This is a genomic window from Klebsiella sp. C349492 (genome assembly GCF_042055345.1).
Taxonomy (GTDB): Bacteria; Pseudomonadota; Gammaproteobacteria; order Enterobacterales; family Enterobacteriaceae; genus Klebsiella; species Klebsiella scottii.
In genome coordinates this window covers 543,992-560,441 of sequence record NZ_JANQCE010000001.1, presented here as the reverse complement: position 1 = coordinate 560,441, position 16,450 = coordinate 543,992, and the positions used below count along the sequence as shown (strand labels likewise).

Below are 16,450 nucleotides of genomic sequence, written 5' to 3'. Positions count from 1 at the left end.
GGGGTAGCCGCTTAGCGCTGCGCCAGCTGGCTGAATACCGACTGCAGCTCCTCCGGTTTACGCCAGCCCTGATGCAGATCCACCACCCGCCCGCGGCTATCAATCAGCACCGACGTCGGGGTGCCGATCACCTGATAGCGCTCCTGGGTTATTTTCAGCCGATCGCGCAGCACCGGATAGCTGATCCCGTGCTTTGCCAGCAGCGGCGCGATCTCTACGCTATCGGGATCGGTATTCACCCCCACCACCACCACTTTATCCGGCCAGCGCTGGCTGAGCGCCTGCAGGGTATCCATCTCCGCCAGGCAGCCGCCGCAGCCGGCGGACCAGAAATTAAGATAGATAGCCTTGCCGCGCCAGCGTTCAAGGCTGGCCGCATTATCCTGAAGATCGAAGGCCGCCAGCGCGGGCGCCGCCTCGCCGCGCGCCAGCTTCTCCTCTTTGCAGCCGACCAGCAGCGTCAGCAGCAGTATGATAATCACCTTAGGCATGCGCATGATGGTTCACCTCTTCGCCCAGATACCTGCCGTGCTGCAGCCGCACGATACGGTCGGCAAACTGCCCCAGCGCCGGGTTGTGGGTCACCATCACCACGGTGCGCCCCTGCCGGTGCAGATCGGTCAGCAGATCCAGCACCCGCTGCTCGTTTTCTTCATCGAGGTTGCCGGTGGGCTCATCGGCAAAAATGACCGGCGGCTCGTTGACCAGCGCCCGGGCGATGCAGACGCGCTGCTGTTCGCCGCCCGAAAGCTGGCTCGGCAGATGGGTCATGCGGTGCTCAAGGCCGACCTGTGCCAGTACCGCCCGGGCGGCGGCTTCGTCAACCACGCTGTGGTAGTGCTGCGCCAGCATGATATTTTCCAGCGCCGTCAGAAACGGGATCAGGTGAAACTGCTGGAAAACGAGGCCAATTTTCTGCGCGCGAAAGGCGCGGCGCCCCTCTTCGTCCAGCGCCGCCGCGTCGGTGCCGTCGAGGATAACCTGGCCTTCGCTGGCGGTATCAAGGCAGGTAAGAATGTTCATCAGCGTCGTTTTCCCGGAACCGGAAGCGCCCATAATGGCGACGAACTCCCCGCGGGCGATGCACAGATTAATATCCTCCAGCGCGGTGACCTCGCCAAATCGCTTATATAAATGACGGGTCTCAATTGCCATCTGACGCAAGGGCGTGACGGTCATGGCGTTACTCTCCTTTCAACACTTTCGCCGGTTCAACGCTTACCGCGCGCCGCACCGGAACAATGGCCGCCAGCGCGGCGACCAGTAAAGACAGCGCCAGGGTAATCGGCAGCACCGGCAGGCGCAGCGAGATACTGGCATTAAATACCGTCATTCCCAGCAGCTGCGCCAGCAGATAGCCGAGCACCCAGCCGCAGACCACCGCCGCAAGGGTGATAATGCTGGTTTCCAGCAGCATCTGGCGGATGATATCGCCGTTGCTGGCGCCCAGCGCCTTTTGCAAGGCAAACTCGCGGGCGCGTTCGCCAACGATCGCCATCAGCGTGGTGTTAACGCACAGCGACGACAGCGCGAGGATAACGAGCGATACCAGCCCCATCAGCCCCTTAATTTTATCCAGCACCTGACCTTCGGAGGCCGAAACCTTGCGCACCGGGCGGATTTCAAGATCGGGGTACTGCAGCTGCAGCTGGCCGGCGTAGCGATCCACCTGGCCGAGATCGTTGCTGACGCTCAGCAGGCCGTGGCTGATAACTCCGGGTTTATTCAGCCAGCCCTGCGCGACGTCGAGGCTAACAATCAGCATATTATCGGTGGCGTCTCCGGCCTCCACGATGCCTTTGACCAGCAGCTTTTTGCGCTGATTACCCGCCACCAGCGTCAGGCTATCGCCGAGGTGCAGATCCAGCCGCTGCGCCAGCTTGACGCCGATCATCGCATTGCGATCGTCAAAGCTGACGCCGATCCAGCTGCCGCTCACCTGCCAGTACGGCACCAGCTTTTGCAGCGACTCGAACCACACGCCGACCATCACCACCTTTTCCAGCTCGGTACGCGCCGTGCCGTACAGCCACGGGCTGGCGCCGTGAATAAGCCCCGGCGGCGCGGCGTCGAGAATCGCCTGCAGCTCGGGCTGCGGCATGCTGGTGCCGTGCCCGGGGCCAATATAGAAATTGGCGCCGAAGGTGCGCAGCTCTTCGCTCATTTTGCTATTAATGTCGAACCACACGGCGGAGAGCGCCGTTACGATGGTCGCCCCCACCGCCAGCGCGGCAAACACCACGCTAACCCGCTGTAAACGCAGGCGCAGCGCCCGCAGCACCAGCAGCCACAGCATGTCGCGCTTAGCGGCCATACAGCACCTCCACGGGGTAAAGACGGGCAATGCGCCGCGCCGGGAACCAGGTGCCGATTAACGAAATCAGCACCGCAATCACCAGCACGCAGGGGACCACCACCCAGGCAAAATTAAGCGGTGTCGCGAACAGCATCAGGCCAATCACCTTCGCCAGCCCCCATCCCGCCATGCAGCCAAACGCTCCGCCCACCAGGCCGCCGAGCGCCGCCTCAAGGTAAAACAGCAGCAGGATTTGCCACTGCCGCGCGCCCAGCGCTTTCATCAGGCCGATCTCTTTCGCCCGCTCCATAATGGTGCTGGTCATCAGCGAGGCGATCCCCATCGCGGCGGCGGCCAGCGCCGCCAGGGTCACGACGGCCATCAGCAGCTGAATTTTATCGATAACCACCCCTTCTGAGGCGGCAACCTGCCAGACCGGGCGCACCTGCGCGCCGGAGATCGCCTCCTCCAGCTGATGGGCAATGGAAGAGACGTAGGCCGTGCAGTACCACAGGTCATACTCCTCGGCATTCAGCGCTTCCAGATCCTCGCGCGCCCGGCGCGAAAGCTCGTTCTCCGGCACCGTCAGCGCCGACACGCGGATCGCCTGCACTTTCCCCGGCAGGCCCAGCAGCTGCTGAACGACTCCCAGCGGCATCACCAGCTGGTTATCTTCATCGCCGCCGCTGGATAAAATGCCGCTAACCTCGACGGTCAGATCGCGCTCCGCAGTCCGCAGCGTCAGGCGGTCGCCCGGCTTCCAGCCGGAGCTGCGCGCCAGCGCGTGGCCGACCAGCGCCTGCGGCAGCGGGCCCGGCGGCTCCTGCGGCCACTCGCCGGCGACCTGCCAGTACGGGCTGACCGTACGCTGCCCCGTTTGGTAGCCCTCTTCATCCGGTATCGCCACCGGCTGGCTGAAGAAGGTCCCCAGAATCCGAATATCCCGACCGTTGACCTGCACCTCGCCGCCGAGCATCGGGGCGAAGCCGACGATATTATTGCGCCAGAAGATATCTTTAATATTGGGCAGCTCGGATTGGTCAAGGAAGTCATCGCTGGCCAGCGGGTTGCTTTGCTCGCTGAACAGCGCCGGCAGCGCGGCCTGCCCCGCCGGTTCAATCAGGATATTAGCGCCGTAGGATTTCAGCTCGCGCGACATCTTATCGCCGATGTCGATAGAGACCGCCAGCAGCGCCGAAATCAGGCTGGCGGCGAGAAAAACGGTCAGCACCGCCAGCGCTTTTCGCCGCAGGTTGCGTCCCCATGAGCGGTAGATCATTCGCCACAGCATCGCTACTCCTCCTTCACCGCGTCGGCAACGAACTGCTCCGGCGCCTGACGAAAACGATCATAGTTGGCTTCGGAGGCGAAGAACCAGGTCTTACCGCCATAGCTATATTTAAAGTCGGCCGCGGTATTGGTCAGGCTTGAGCCGTCCACCGGGTCGGTAACCTTGATGGTCAGCACCGTCGAGAAGTAATTGACCCCTGCCGCCAGCGCGCTGCCGGGGATCGTCAGCTCGGTTTCATCGTTGCGCCAGCCGTCGATCGGCACCGGATTGCAGCCGCCGGGTTTGCCAATCGACGGGATAAAAATGTGCACCCCGCAGGCGACGCAAATCACCTGGTTGCCTTCCATCACGTACCCCTGATCGCCGCACAGCAGGCAGGCGTCGAACACCACGCCCAGGCGCAGCTTGTCGGGATAGCGGTTGATCACAAAAAAGCGCACCGCTTTACCGTCGTCCGCCACCCAGACGAAGCGATGCAGCTTCCCGTCGCGGACCTGCTCCAGCGGAATATGCACCTGCCCGTCGGCGGCGAGCGTCACCGGCTGCGCTTCGGATAAGCGCGGCGGCTGCGAGGCCACCAGATCCCACCACAGCTGGCCGCCGATAATCACCAGCGCGCAGGCGACGGTGGTTAACCACAGGCGGCTGGCTCCCCGGCGTTCGGCGAGCGCCAGCCGGCGGTCAATCGGCCGTTCGGCGGCCTTCACCGCCCGGGCATAGCCGCGCATCGCCGGGAGCCAGAGCAGGCTCATCAGCAGCAGTATTGCGCCGGCGGCCCAGCTATAGAGCGCGGCATTATTGGTCACTTTGGCGACAAAGCTCAGCAGCGGCTTCAGCAGCGGCACCACCTGCAGCTTCATCAGCAGCAGCAGCAGCGTTCCGCTGAGCGGAAGCCACAGCAGAACCATCAGCAGCAGGGTCAGCGGCCAGTACAGCCAGCGCATCCGCCGCAGAAGCATCGCGCAGAGCGCGGCGGCGAGGCAGAGCGTTGCCAGCGCGAGGACGATCGCCGTCAGGTTCAGCAGCAGATCGGTATTGAGGACGTGAGTTGAGGTCAGGCCGGTCAGGTTCGGGTCAAGCCCCCAGCGGCGGGCGGCGCCGGCAACAAGGACCCCCTGCCACAGGTAGCGAACCCGCTGCGATGCCCACCAGAAGCTGAGCAAAAACAGCAACGAAAGCAGAATTTCAGCGCCGACGATGATCAGCTGTAGCGACTGGCTACCGCGAACGTAGAGCCCCGCCAGCAGGCCTGCAGCCAGCGCCGCGAGCAGCGTCCAGGCGAGCGGGCGCAGCGCGGGGGCGTCGCCGCGTCCCCAGAGCGCAGCGGACAGAAGCGCAATGCAGAAAAAGACCTGTAGCGTCGAGACGAAAAAATAGCTCATGACTTCAACTCTGTACGGCAGATAAATAACATGCCGCAGGATGACCGGCGGGCCATCCTGCGTAACAACGGCGGCGTCTTTCGCCGCGGACAGGCAGATACGCCAGGCGCTTAGTTCAGGCCGACGTATTTAAACTCATAGCTGACGTCAAACGGTTTCCACCAGCGGCCGACGCCGGTTTCGCTATCGGTATGGCGGTGCATCCCGGCTTTTGACGGCGGGTCGATGTGGTAGGTCACTTTATAGTTACCAACGCCCATCATTTTAATATTGGCGCCGTAGTGCGGGCCGTCGCTGGCCACCATCGGCATAAAGGTACCTTCCTGCTTCTCGCCGGTGTCGCTGTTAACCAGGGTGTAGGCGATGGTCAGATAGGGGATCCATTCGCCCGCGCCAAAACCGTTCTTGCCCCCTTCCACCGCATGGATGTCGGCTTCCAGATGAATATCCGACTTCGCCGCCGGCAGCCCCATGCCGCGAGGCTCCATATCGATCGGCTGGAGATAGACCGCCGCAATCTCCATCTCATTCATGGTCACCGGTTCCCCCGCCGGATATTCCTTAAAGGCCAGCGCCGCCGGGGCGGTAAAAATGCTGGCAACGGTGGCGCTGATAATCAGGGTCTGTTTAAAGGTCATCTGGCACATCCTCTCGTCTTAAAATTAAAATAGTCAGAAGTTATTTTTTATACTTTCAGCCGGCTCCCGGCCGCGGCGACGCATGATCCACAGCGCTACCAGCGCCGCAATCAGCAATATCGCCTGCGGGATCAGGGTTTCAACATAGGGATACACCCCCAGCCAGCCGATTTCGGGAATACCGCCGACCAGCGTCGGCTGGAAGAGTTTGCCCTCCACCAGCTCCAGCACCCCTTTACCGGCAAAAACGAATGCCATCAGGTACATAAAGCCGCCGGTGAACATGAAGAAGGGTTTAAGCGGCAGCCGAACCACCGAGTAGCGCATCACCAGCCAGGCCACCAGCAGCACCACGCAGCCGATGATAAACCCGCCGCCGATGGCGAGATGTCCGCCAACGCCCTGCGCATCGCCGATCAGCGCGGCGTAAAACAGCACCGTTTCCGCGCCTTCGCGATAGACCGCCAGGAAGCTGGTCAACCACAGCCCAACCAGCGAGCCGCGCGAGAGCGAGTGGGAGAGTTTGCCCTCCAGCCAGGCTTTCCAGTGGCGGGCTTCAACTTTGGAGAGCAGCCAGTAGCTCATGAAGAACAGCATCACCACCGCGATCAGCATGGTAATCCCCTCCAGCAGCTCCCGGCTGGCGCCGGAGTTGGTAAACAGCAGCTGGAAGATAAACGCCGTCACCACGCTGGCGACGAGCGCCACGACCACCGACTGGCGAATCAGCGGCAGCTTGTCGCGGTGGTCGTTTTTAATCAGATAGGCGACGATAGCCGCCACGATCAGCAGGGCTTCCAGCCCTTCACGCACGATGATCATCAGGCTGTAGAGCAGCAGGCTCCAGTGGGTCTCTTCCCCCTCCCCGAGCAACGCGACCGCTTTCTGCAGATCCTGCTCCAGCGCGGCCGCCTGTTCCGTCAGCTTCTCCTGCGGCTGGCCGGCCTTCATCAGGCTGACCATGCGGGTGAAATAGGCTTCAAGGGTGGTTTTGAACGCCGCGTCGCGGGAGCCGATTTTGTTCTCCATGCCGCTGGCTTCGAAGCGGTCGAAGTAGCTATCCTGGATATCCTGAATGGCGCCTTCCGCTTCACCGCGCTGATAGCGCGCCAGTGCCGCATCCATGCTGCGGTTAATTCCCGCCGCGACGCTGGCCCAGTCGGCATTCGGCACGGAGGCGTCCGCCGCCGTCGGGTTGACCTGCGGCCCGTCGTCGCGGGTGCCCGGCAGGCCGGGTAGAAGGTCTTCCAAATCCTGCAGCAGCGCGGTGACCTGATAAGAGACGTCGTTCAGCTGCCCCGGCTGCGCCGTCAGCGCGATCAGGGCGGTGAACTGCTGGTTAATCGCCGCGGCCTCCTTCGCCGAGCGATTCTTACGCACCGCGATTTCCATTTCCGAGTTTTTGAAACCCTGATAGTGCGCCTGCTGGATCTGCTGGCTGGCGAGATCGTAGCGGCCGGCCTGATACTCGCTCACCGCCTGCGCCAGCCGATCGTCGATAGTGCGGAAGCTCTCCTGCCACTGCGGCGCGATATCGTCCCGCGATAAGGCGGTATGCTGCTCCTCCGCCACCAGCCGATGCCCGCCGTCAAGCACCGGTTCGACTTCGCGCAGCGCCTGCTTCAGGCCATCGATGCGCGCCTGAACCGCGTCCAGCGGTTTCCCTTCGGCAATCATCCGCCGGATGTCGCCGAAGGTACTCTCCATTTCGTAGCTTTTGCGCGCCGAAATATTAATGCGAATCGGCCCTTCGAGGTTTTCAAACACTTCAAAGTAGGCGCTCTGAACTTCCCGGCGCGCCTCGTCGTTCCTGTGCTGCTGGTACAGCTGCGCCGTTTTGTCCAGCCGCTGCTCGATATCCTCGATGTAGGGGGCATAGTGGGTCTGAGCCAGCGCGGCGGCGCTAAACAGGAGGCTAAAAAGCATCGCCAGAAAGAGAAAACGTGGAGCTGCCATTGCGCCTTCCATCGAAATTTAATGATAATAATTATCATTGCCATTTTTACTTTCGCTGTACATGACGCAGATCATGAAAATGTCAAAGCGTGAAAATTTATGTCAAATATTGCAAAGCGCGCGGCGCTAATAGCGCGTAGCGTCCGTAGTTAATCGCGCCGGGTCCTGCTGCAGGCGCTGGAGAAATTTGCCGTAGCCCTGCGACCCCATCCAGTAATTAATACTCTTCTCAACGCCGTTCGAGGTTAAGGTCGCCCCGCTAATACCGTCGACCGTATAATCGTCGTGCTGTCCGGCGTTATTCTGCGTCACCTTCAGCGCCGGCTGGCCGTTATTATCGCGTATTTTTTTGCCCGCCCACTGCCTGAGCCACTGCGGGTCTTCCACCCTCGCGCCGAGCAGCGGCGTCTCATTTTGCCGGTAGTACAGCAGGTCTTTCACCGTGCGGCCGTCGGTGTCGATGGCCACCAGCGCATACATCATCGATTTCGCCCCTTTGCCGGAAACAGGCAGAATAATCTGTTGAATCGTATTGTTATTATCGTGAACGAGGTAGATATCCACCAGGGAGCAGCGCTGCCTGATTTGCGCCGGATCGCCGGCCGCCGGCAGGCTGACGCAGCGTTTTTGCGCCGCGCTACCCTTGCCCGCCGCCAGCAGCTCGCCGCTATCGAGATTAAGCTGACGAACGGTAACCCGGCGCTGAAACAGCGCCCTTTGCGCCTGCGGATCGCGCTGGCCGCTTTCATCAAGCCCGGCAACTTTGAGAACGGCAGCGGCGGTTTCATCACCGTCGGGTTCGGCAAAATTGTCTTTGAGCAGTAAAAAATAGCCGCCCGCCGCGGCAAAAAATAAAATACAAAAAAACATCAAAGATAAAACAATAATTTTACGTTTAGCCATGAGCTTATTATCCCCGTTACCCGATACGTATCGATCGCTACCTGCGATATAGCTTGCAATTATTTTTGTCCCGCTGTCCAGCACGACGTTACCTGGCCCGTAGCGGCTAAATAAATCATTTACCACTGGATAAATTAGCCAACGGCGCGCTTAGTAAATATATTTCACCCCCGTAAAAACATTTATTAATAACGCCAAAATAATATTAAACGCGCTGCCGATCTATTTTTCGGTCAAAAGATGAGGCTTATCATCCAGCCGGAACGAGGCGCCCGGTAGTGGGCGGCTGAAATGAGTAAAAAAAACCTCCCGGCGCTGGTTTTTCTTAGGATTAATCTTATAATCGAAGGATAAAAATTCACCTGCCAGCATCATCTTGAGAAAGGCAACAAACATGCCCAGACCTACTGCGCTGTACGTTCCTCATGTTTTGAGCGCGGCGGATATCGCGCCGGAAGAGCGTTTCCAGCAAATATCGCAAAACCTCGGCTGCTATGGGATAGAAGTGGCGAACAACCGCCGCCCGGCAGAGATTATTGCCACACATAAGACTATATCCGCTATTTCCGGCGACTATTGTAGTGCGATGGGTTCTAAAAATCAGACCACCTTTGACCCACATCGGGTCGAAGAGCAATCGATCTATATTTCGCTGCTGGTGCAGGGACATCAGGTTATTAGCGGCAGAAAGAAATCCGTCGCCGCGCAGGTGAATCCGGGAATGCTGATTGTTCATCAGCGCAATGACTATTATCAGTATCAGTGCGACGATGTGAAGCAGCTCTATATCATTCCCCGCAGCGAGAAAATCAAAGAAGTTTTTAACGGCAGGCTCAATAGCCCGATAGTTTCCTTGGAGAATCATCATCTGGCGATGTTCCTGAAATCGCATATGCTGCTGCTCGATACGCATTCAGCCAGCTTGTCGCCGAAAGAGACGGCGACTGTTGTGGATGGTCTGCATAATATGGCGCTATTAGTGCTGAGCGATATCGCGAAACAGCAGGGATTAATGTCGTCAGGAAAGCTGGGGCATCTGGTGAATAGCGCGAAATCGTTTATCGCCCTGCACTATCAACAGCACGATCTCTCCCCGGATCTGCTATCGAAAGCGCTCCACTGCTCGCGCTCCAGTCTTGACCGCGCCTTCAACGAACAGGGAACCTCGGTCATGACGGTGCTCAAAGAGCGGCGTTTAGAAGCCGCGCGCGAGCTGCTGGAAAATGCGCCTCAGCTGCGGGTCGAGCAAATTTCGTGGCTCTGCGGGTTTATCAGTCATCCGCTATTCAGCAAAAGCTTTCGCGAAAAATATCACGCATCGCCGAAGGCCTGGCGCGAAAATTATCATAAAGCAGGTTAATACCCTGCGGGCATATTGGTTCAGCGCTGGCGAAACGATTTAAAGCGCATAGCCCGGCGCTCTTTAATATAGCTAAGCAGGCTATAGACGGAAATGCCCAGCAGGGCAATAGCGACGATCGCTAAAATGACTGAGCTGATGTTCATTATGGTTTTCTCCATATCATTTAGAATAAGATTTTTATCATAATGATTCTCACCCCGGCGACCAGTCCCGCCAGCCTCAACTCTGTTCTCTGCCCCTCATGGCGCTGCTCACGACAAGCGCTTGATCTTCTTCGGCATGGGGAGCAGCATGGATCGGCAAACATAACAAAATAACAACACTATCCGCCCACCACAGGAGAAACTCAGTGCCAACCGGACATCGCTTGCAAGCTACGGATCTGCATCAGTTTGTCGTCACCCTCTTCAGCCATCTCGGCAGCACCGCCACCGAAGCGACCCTGGTCGCCGACCATCTGATTGCCGCCAACCTCGCCGGCCACGACTCGCACGGCGTCGGGATGATCCCGAGCTACGTGCGCTCCCTGGCCGGGGGGCACCTACAGCTTAACCGTCATGCCAGCATTATGAAGGACGCCGGTGCCGTCGTGACCCTCGACGGCAACGCCGGGTTTGGTCAGGTGGTCGCCCATGAGGCGATGCAGATCGGTATCGAAAAGGCAAAACAGCACGGCATGGCCGCCGTTGCCCTGCGCAACGCCCACCATATTGGCCGCATCGGCTACTGGGCCGAGCAGTGCGCCGCGGCGGGCATGATCTCCATCCACTTCGTCAGCGTCGTCGGCGACCCGATGGTTGCGCCGTTTCGCGGGAAGGACAGCCGCTTCGGCACCAACCCGCTGTGCGTGGTGTTTCCGCGCAAAGGCCAGCCGCCGCTGCTGCTGGACTACGCCACCAGCGCCATCGCCTTCGGCAAGACCCGGGTTGCCTGGCATAAGGGCGAAGCGGTTCCGGCAGGCTCGCTGATCGATGCCCAGGGCGAGCCGACCAATGACCCGGCGGTGATGCAGACCTCGCCCCTCGGCGCGCTGCTGACCTTTGCCCAGCATAAAGGCTACGCGCTGGCGACGCTGTGCGAAATCCTCGGCGGCGCGGTATCCGGCGGCCAGACAACCCACCAGGAGAGCCTGCAAACCTGCGTCGACGCTATTTTTAACTGCATGACGACCATTATTCTGGATCCGGAAACCTTCGATGCCCCGGAGATGCAGAGCCAGACCGAGGCCTTTATCGACTGGTGTAAGCAATCGCCGCACGATCCGGACGCACCGATTCTGGTCCCTGGCGAGTGGGAACAGGCCAACCGTCAGGAGCGGCTGGCGCTGGGTATTCCGCTGGACGAGGGCAGCTGGCAGGCCATCTGCAGCGCGGCGCAGGAAGCCGGTTTAGCGCCGCAGACCCTGGCCCACTTCCGGCAAAAAATGGCCTGATCCCCCGCCCTGCATCCCTTCCTTCGCGCCGCCAGCCGGCGCGAGCCCGCAATAGCCGGTGCGTCGGGCCCGGCGATTCGTCATCGTCATTAGTGACGACATCGCGACGACCCGGCGCACCGTGATTTAATTTATCAGCAAAATCAATATTTTATTTTTTGGCACGGTTCCTGCTTAACAGCCTCACCTGACGTCAGCATCGTGACGAAGGGACTCAATGACGATGGCAGGCCGGGCCCGGCCTGACCGCCGATCTTCATTCACTGTTAACAGGTCTGTTACTGATGAAAAAAATCACGAGCGTTTGCCCTTACTGTGGGGCGGGTTGCAAACTCAAGCTGGTTGTCGAGAACGATAAAATTATCCGCGCGGAAGCCGCTGACGGGGTAACTAACCAAAACCAGCTGTGCCTCAAAGGCTACTACGGATGGGATTTCCTCAACGATACCCAGCTGCTCACCCCGCGCCTGAAGCAGCCGATGATTCGCTACCAAAAAGGCGGCAAGCTCACCCCGGTCAGCTGGGATGAGGCGATCCGCTACACGGCGAAGAAGCTGCAGGCCATTAAACAGCAGTACGGCCCGCGCGCCATTATGACTACCGGATCATCCCGCGGTACGGGGAATGAAACCAACTATGTGATGCAGAAATTTGCGCGCGCGGTACTCAACACCAACAACGTCGACTGCTGCGCCCGCGTGTGTCACGGGCCGTCGGTGGCAGGCCTTCAGCAGGCGCTGGGCAACGGCGCGATGAGCAACTCGATAAGCGATATTGAAAACTCAAAATGCCTGCTGGTATTTGGCTACAACTGCGCGGATTCCCACCCTATCGTGGCCCGCAGGGTGATCAAAGCCCGCGAGAACGGGGCGAAGATCATCGTCTGCGACCCGCGCCGCATTGAGACCGCGCGCATTGCCGATCGTCACCTGCAGCTTAATAACGGCAGCAATATGGCGCTGGTCAACGCCTTCGCGCACGTCCTGCTCGAAGAAGACCTCTACAACCATGATTACGTCGATCGCTTTACCGAAGGTCTTGAGGCCTACCGGGAAGCGGTGCGGGACTACTCTCCCGAGGCGGTCGAACCGCTGACCGGGGTTCCGGCGCAGGAAGTGCGCCAGGCGATGAGAATGTTTGCCGCCGCGCCTTCGGCCACCATTATGTGGGGAATGGGCGTAACCCAGTTCGGCCAGGCAGTGGACGTGGTCAAAGGGCTGGCCAGCCTCGCGCTGCTCACCGGCAACCTCGGGCGGGAGCACGTCGGCGTGGGCCCGGTACGCGGACAAAACAACGTGCAGGGCGCCTGCGATATGGGAGTCCTGCCGAACCTCTTCCCCGGCTATCAGGAGGTCACCGACCCGCAGGTGCGGGCTAAGTTTGCCGCGGCCTGGGGCATCGATCCGGCGCTGATGGATGACAAGGTCGGCACCCGTATCACCGAAGTGCCTCATAAGGCGCTGACCGGGGAGATCAAAGCCTACTACATTATGGGGGAAGATCCGCTGCAGACGGAAGCCGACCTCGGACTGGTGCGCAAGGGCATCGAAGCGCTGGATTTTGTGGTGGTGCAGGATATCTTTATGACCAAAACCGCCGAGATAGCCGACGTGCTGCTCCCGGCGACCTCCTGGGGCGAACACGGCGGCGTGTTCACCTGCGCCGATCGCGGTTTCCAGCGCTTTGAGAAGGCGATCCCGGCGGCGGGCAACGTCAAGCGCGACTGGGAGATCATCAGCCTGCTGGCCAGCGAAATGGGCTATCCGATGCGCTACGCGGATAACCAGCAAATCTGGGACGAAATGCGCGAGCTGTGCCCGCTGTTCTACGGCGTAACCTATGAAAAAATGGGCGAGATGAACCACGTGCAGTGGCCCTGCCCGACGCTGGATCACCCGGGCACGCCGTGGCTTTATAAGGACAATCAGTTTGATACCCCGACGGGTAAAGGTCAGCTGTTCGCCGCGCCGTGGCGAGCTCCGGCCGAAACGCCGGATGCCGACTTTCCGCTGGTGCTCTGCACGGTGCGCGAAGTCGGCCACTATTCCTGCCGCTCGATGACCGGCAACTGTGCGGCGCTGCAGTCGCTGGCCGACGAACCGGGCCGGGTGCAGATTAGCCGCGCCGATGCGCAGCAGATGGGGATCGTCGACCGACAGCTGGTGTGGGTCAGCTCGCGGCGCGGAAAGGTTATCACCCGCGCCGATATCAGCGATCGCATCAACAGCGGCGCCGTCTATATGACCTATCAGTGGTGGGTGGGGGCCTGCAATGAGTTGACCCAGGATAACCTCGACCCGATCTCCAAAACGCCGGAAACCAAATACTGCGCGGTGAAGGTTGAAGCCATTGCCGATCAGCGCTGGGCGGAGCAGTTTGCGCTTACCTCCTACAACGAGATGAAAGCGCGTCTCAAAGAGGCGGCTAACGCCTAAAAAACTCAGGGGAGGCGCGCCTCCCCTTGCGTGACGTTGTCACTCACCCCCCATCAGGCGTCGCCGGCAGCAGTTTTTCCACCAGCGCCGTCCACATCAGCACTCCGGGTCCGATCAGGTCGTCATTAAAATCATAGCCGGCGTTATGCAGCGGTTTCGACGGCGTCTCGCCATCGGTACCGATCCAGAAATAGGCGCCAGGACACGCTTCCAGCATGCAGGCAAAATCTTCCGAGGCCATAGACGGGCTGACCTGGGCATTCACCGCCGACTCGCCCAGCGCGGCAATCGCCGCGTCGCGGACGCTCAGCGCCTGCGCCGGGTGGTTGCGGGTGACCGGATAGCCGGGATACCAGAATATCTCCCCCTTGACGTCAGATACCTGCGGCTGCGTCGCCACGTAGCTCTCAATTAGCCCTTTGACCCGCTCGCGAACCGGGTTGCTCAGGCAGCGGAAGGTACCGCGCAGCACCACTTTGTCCGGCAGGACGTTGATCGCCTCGCCGCCGTTAATCTGCGTAATGCTGACCACCGCCGACTCCTGCGGCGACAGGCGGCGCGACGGAATCGTCTGCAGCGCCATGATAAGCTGCGCGGCGGCGACGATCGGATCGGCCCCGCTCTCCGGCATCGCCGCATGGCAGCTTTTGCCGGTCAGGGTGATTTCGAACGCATCGAGGGAGGCCATCATCGCGCCGCTGTTGATCGCCACCTGCCCCAGCGGAAGCCCCGGCCAGTTGTGCAGCGCGTAGATTGCGTCCATCGGAAACAGGGTAAACAGCCCCTCTTCGACCATTTTTCGCGCGCCGCCGAGGTTCTCTTCCGCCGGCTGAAAAACGAAATGCACCGTGCCGCGAAAACGGCGGGTCCGCGCCAGATGCGACGCCGCCGCCAGCAGCATCGCGGTATGACCATCGTGGCCGCAGGCGTGCATCACGCCGGGATTGCGGGATTTGTAGCTGACCTCGCCGAGTTCGGTAATCGGCAGGGCGTCCATATCGGCGCGCAGGCCAATAACCGGGCCAGGGCCATTCTCCAGGGTCGCCACCACCCCCGTTCCCGCCAGCCCCGTATGCACCTGCAGGCCAAACGAGGCCAACAGTTCGGCGACGCGACGGGAGGTTTTCTGTTCCTGGTAGCCCAGCTCAGGGTAAGCATGAAAATCGCGTCGCCAGCGAATAGCCTCTGCGATGGATGAAGGCGATACTGCCATGTCGTACTCCTTTCCTGCACAGCATCAACGCTGAACGAGTGTTGTTATCGGTATGCATTTTATCCATGCGCCCCGCGAGCGCCGGGCTGCTCTATGAGTTATATCCTTTCGCCAGCGCGCTGACAACTCTCGCTAACCGTCCCCCGGCGGGCTTTGGCGAGCGCTCGCGGCGCCCTTCTCATTAATGGTAGCCATTTCAACGGTGACAGACGGCATATGATTAACTAATATGCAGGGCTGTTGGCGATTCGCCAGATTATCCACCTGTTGACTTCCGTTATCGGGAATAAAATGTTTAACCCAGACCACAATCGCTTAGCGCCCACGCTGGCGATGATCATGGCCGCCTCGCTGGTAGGCTTTATCACCGGCTACACGGTGCCGCTTATCAGTCTTGAGCTTGCGCAGCAGCAAATTGACACCGTCTACGTTGGCCTGCTGGCCGCGCTGCCGCCGGCGGGAATGATGCTCTCTTCCTTCCTTTCTCCCGCGCTGTGCCGCCGTTTTGAGATGGGCGTACTGCTCAGCGCGAGCCTGATCCTGCTGGCCCTGGCGACGGTAGCCTCCTGCCTGACCGTCGATCTGACGCAGCTCCTGCTGCCGCGCTTTCTCACCGGCCTCGCCTCGGGGGTGATTATCGTGCTGGGGGAAAGCTGGATCACCGGCGGGGCGGCGGGGAAAAATCGCGCCACGCTGACCGGGATTTACGCCTCGGCGTTTACCGGCTGCCAGCTGGCCGGGCCGCTGCTGATTTCCGCCGGCCCCGACTATCAGTCATGGGCGCTGCTGGCGATCTGCGGCCTGACCGCCGTGTGCCTGTTTATGCTGCGCCACCTGCCGGGCGGCAGCCGCGAGAGCCTCGCCGGACGCGCCAGCTGGCGCAGCCTCGGCGTATTTTTGCCGGTTCTGGCTTCCGGCGTATTCTGCTTCTCCTTCTTTGATGCCAGCATCCTGGCGCTGCTGCCGCTGTACGGCATGGATAAGGGGCTAAACGAGTCGATGGCGGTGCTGCTGGTGACGGTGGTACTCACCGGCGATGCGCTGTTCCAGGCGCCGCTTGGCTGGATTGCCGACAGGTTCGGCATTCGCCGCGTGCACCTCAGCTGCGCGCTGGTGTTCTGCCTCGCCCTGCTGGCGCTGCCCTTCCTGCTCGGCTCGCGCATTCAGCTGATTGCCGGCTGCCTGGTTCTCGGGGCGGCGGCGGGCGCGCTCTATACCCTGTCGCTGGTGCGCGCCGGTAAAACCTTCTCCGGGCAGAAGCTGATCATGATAAACGCGCTGCTAGGGTTCTTCTGGTCGGCGGGGAGCGTTGCCGGGCCGGTGATCAGCAGCCTGGCGATCGGCGTCTCGGGATATGATGGTCTGATCGTCACCCTCTTCGCCAGCGGCCTGCTGTTCCTGCTGATTCAGAGCGTCGGGCAGAGCGAGAAAACGCTGCTGGCTAACGAGCGTGAAGCTTCAGTCGATGAGGTTAGCGAAGCGGCGCAGTAGCGCGCAGCTTCGCCTGCAGCAATATGATAAAGCGGCCCTGGCGGCCGCTT

At 60.5% G+C, this 16,450-nt stretch carries 15 protein-coding genes; 4 read left to right on the top strand and 11 right to left on the bottom strand.

The features are described 5' to 3' along the window. Window positions 1–11: 11 nt before the first annotated feature. The 9 genes from NWP14_RS02770 to NWP14_RS02730 form a co-directional block, all read right to left on the bottom strand. Window positions 12–497, bottom strand: coding sequence for a TlpA family protein disulfide reductase (locus NWP14_RS02770; RefSeq protein ID WP_375214731.1), 486 nt, complete (start codon window positions 495–497; stop codon window positions 12–14). After that, the gene (locus tag NWP14_RS02765) at window positions 484–1,179 is read right to left on the bottom strand and encodes an ABC transporter ATP-binding protein (protein ID WP_076947590.1); all 696 of its coding nucleotides are present in this window, start codon (window positions 1,177–1,179) and stop codon (window positions 484–486) included. The genes NWP14_RS02770 and NWP14_RS02765 overlap by 14 nt, the downstream gene beginning before the upstream one ends. A 4-nt stretch (window positions 1,180–1,183) precedes the next feature. Continuing rightward, a complete protein-coding gene (locus NWP14_RS02760) occupies window positions 1,184–2,314 on the bottom strand; it encodes an ABC transporter permease (protein ID WP_375214730.1) in 1,131 nt (376 codons plus the stop codon). Continuing rightward, window positions 2,304–3,587 carry an ABC transporter permease gene (locus NWP14_RS02755; protein WP_095102165.1) on the bottom strand — a complete coding sequence of 428 codons (1,284 nt, stop codon included), beginning with the start codon at window positions 3,585–3,587 and terminating at the stop codon, window positions 2,304–2,306. Before NWP14_RS02755 ends, NWP14_RS02760 begins: the two co-directional genes overlap by 11 nt. A gap of 2 nt (window positions 3,588–3,589) precedes the next feature. Continuing rightward, the gene (locus NWP14_RS02750) at window positions 3,590–4,969 is read right to left on the bottom strand and encodes a Fe-S-containing protein (RefSeq protein WP_331850349.1); all 1,380 of its coding nucleotides are present in this window, start codon (window positions 4,967–4,969) and stop codon (window positions 3,590–3,592) included. 110 nt (window positions 4,970–5,079) lie between these two features. Then, the gene (locus NWP14_RS02745) at window positions 5,080–5,607 is read right to left on the bottom strand and encodes an iron transporter (RefSeq protein ID WP_095102161.1); all 528 of its coding nucleotides are present in this window, start codon (window positions 5,605–5,607) and stop codon (window positions 5,080–5,082) included. A gap of 33 nt (window positions 5,608–5,640) precedes the next feature. Next, window positions 5,641–7,563, bottom strand: coding sequence for an FTR1 family protein (locus tag NWP14_RS02740; RefSeq protein ID WP_375214729.1), 1,923 nt, complete (start codon window positions 7,561–7,563; stop codon window positions 5,641–5,643). Window positions 7,564–7,689: 126 nt separating this feature from the next. Continuing rightward, on the bottom strand, window positions 7,690–8,466 hold the full coding sequence (gene nqrC, locus NWP14_RS02735) for an NADH:ubiquinone reductase (Na(+)-transporting) subunit C (RefSeq protein ID WP_331833840.1): 777 nt from the start codon (window positions 8,464–8,466) through the stop codon (window positions 7,690–7,692). 222 nt (window positions 8,467–8,688) lie between these two features. After that, a complete protein-coding gene (locus NWP14_RS02730) occupies window positions 8,689–8,862 on the bottom strand; it encodes a hypothetical protein (protein WP_375214728.1) in 174 nt (57 codons plus the stop codon). On the opposite strand from NWP14_RS02730, the gene NWP14_RS02725 reads away from it, so the two are divergent. Beyond that, the gene (locus NWP14_RS02725) at window positions 8,861–9,826 is read left to right on the top strand and encodes a helix-turn-helix domain-containing protein (RefSeq protein ID WP_375214727.1); all 966 of its coding nucleotides are present in this window, start codon (window positions 8,861–8,863) and stop codon (window positions 9,824–9,826) included. The two genes, NWP14_RS02730 and NWP14_RS02725, sit on opposite strands and share 2 nt — an antisense overlap. Before the next feature lie 20 nt (window positions 9,827–9,846). Here NWP14_RS02725 and NWP14_RS02720 read toward each other — a convergent pair whose 3' ends face one another. Next, window positions 9,847–9,972: a small membrane protein gene (locus NWP14_RS02720; protein ID WP_157349257.1), complete on the bottom strand. Its 126-nt coding sequence runs from the start codon at window positions 9,970–9,972 to the stop codon at window positions 9,847–9,849. Window positions 9,973–10,178: 206 nt separating this feature from the next. On the opposite strand from NWP14_RS02720, the gene NWP14_RS02715 reads away from it, so the two are divergent. Continuing rightward, a complete protein-coding gene (locus tag NWP14_RS02715; RefSeq protein WP_095102155.1) occupies window positions 10,179–11,261 on the top strand; it encodes a malate/lactate/ureidoglycolate dehydrogenase in 1,083 nt (360 codons plus the stop codon). A gap of 284 nt (window positions 11,262–11,545) precedes the next feature. Beyond that, window positions 11,546–13,696 (top strand): formate dehydrogenase subunit alpha, encoded by a 2,151-nt coding sequence (fdhF, locus tag NWP14_RS02710; protein WP_375214726.1) that lies wholly within the window; start codon window positions 11,546–11,548, stop codon window positions 13,694–13,696. A 43-nt stretch (window positions 13,697–13,739) separates the two neighbouring features. Here the strand turns inward: fdhF and NWP14_RS02705 are convergent, their stop codons facing one another. After that, on the bottom strand, window positions 13,740–14,909 hold the full coding sequence (locus NWP14_RS02705; RefSeq protein ID WP_095102151.1) for a M20 aminoacylase family protein: 1,170 nt from the start codon (window positions 14,907–14,909) through the stop codon (window positions 13,740–13,742). 291 nt (window positions 14,910–15,200) lie between these two features. On the opposite strand from NWP14_RS02705, the gene NWP14_RS02700 reads away from it, so the two are divergent. Continuing rightward, a complete protein-coding gene (locus tag NWP14_RS02700; protein WP_346431344.1) occupies window positions 15,201–16,400 on the top strand; it encodes an MFS transporter in 1,200 nt (399 codons plus the stop codon). The last annotated feature ends 50 nt before the right edge of the window (window positions 16,401–16,450 follow it).

Bases quoted from the DNA above. Each gene is read 5' to 3' on its own strand.
- NWP14_RS02765 (WP_076947590.1), bottom strand. From the start codon at position 1,179: ATGACCGTCACGCCCTTGCGTCAGATGGCAATTGAGACCCGTCATTTA.
- NWP14_RS02725 (WP_375214727.1), top strand. From the start codon at position 8,861: ATGCCCAGACCTACTGCGCTGTACGTTCCTCATGTTTTGAGCGCGGCG.
- NWP14_RS02745 (WP_095102161.1), bottom strand. From the start codon at position 5,607: ATGACCTTTAAACAGACCCTGATTATCAGCGCCACCGTTGCCAGCATT.
- NWP14_RS02705 (WP_095102151.1), bottom strand. From the start codon at position 14,909: ATGGCAGTATCGCCTTCATCCATCGCAGAGGCTATTCGCTGGCGACGC.
- NWP14_RS02730 (WP_375214728.1), bottom strand. From the start codon at position 8,862: ATGTTTGTTGCCTTTCTCAAGATGATGCTGGCAGGTGAATTTTTATCC.
- NWP14_RS02700 (WP_346431344.1), top strand. From the start codon at position 15,201: ATGTTTAACCCAGACCACAATCGCTTAGCGCCCACGCTGGCGATGATC.
- NWP14_RS02740 (WP_375214729.1), bottom strand. From the start codon at position 7,563: ATGGCAGCTCCACGTTTTCTCTTTCTGGCGATGCTTTTTAGCCTCCTG.
- nqrC (WP_331833840.1), bottom strand. From the start codon at position 8,466: ATGGCTAAACGTAAAATTATTGTTTTATCTTTGATGTTTTTTTGTATT.
- NWP14_RS02720 (WP_157349257.1), bottom strand. From the start codon at position 9,972: ATGAACATCAGCTCAGTCATTTTAGCGATCGTCGCTATTGCCCTGCTG.
- NWP14_RS02750 (WP_331850349.1), bottom strand. From the start codon at position 4,969: ATGAGCTATTTTTTCGTCTCGACGCTACAGGTCTTTTTCTGCATTGCG.
- fdhF (WP_375214726.1), top strand. From the start codon at position 11,546: ATGAAAAAAATCACGAGCGTTTGCCCTTACTGTGGGGCGGGTTGCAAA.
- NWP14_RS02770 (WP_375214731.1), bottom strand. From the start codon at position 497: ATGCGCATGCCTAAGGTGATTATCATACTGCTGCTGACGCTGCTGGTC.
- NWP14_RS02755 (WP_095102165.1), bottom strand. From the start codon at position 3,587: ATGCTGTGGCGAATGATCTACCGCTCATGGGGACGCAACCTGCGGCGA.
- NWP14_RS02760 (WP_375214730.1), bottom strand. From the start codon at position 2,314: ATGGCCGCTAAGCGCGACATGCTGTGGCTGCTGGTGCTGCGGGCGCTG.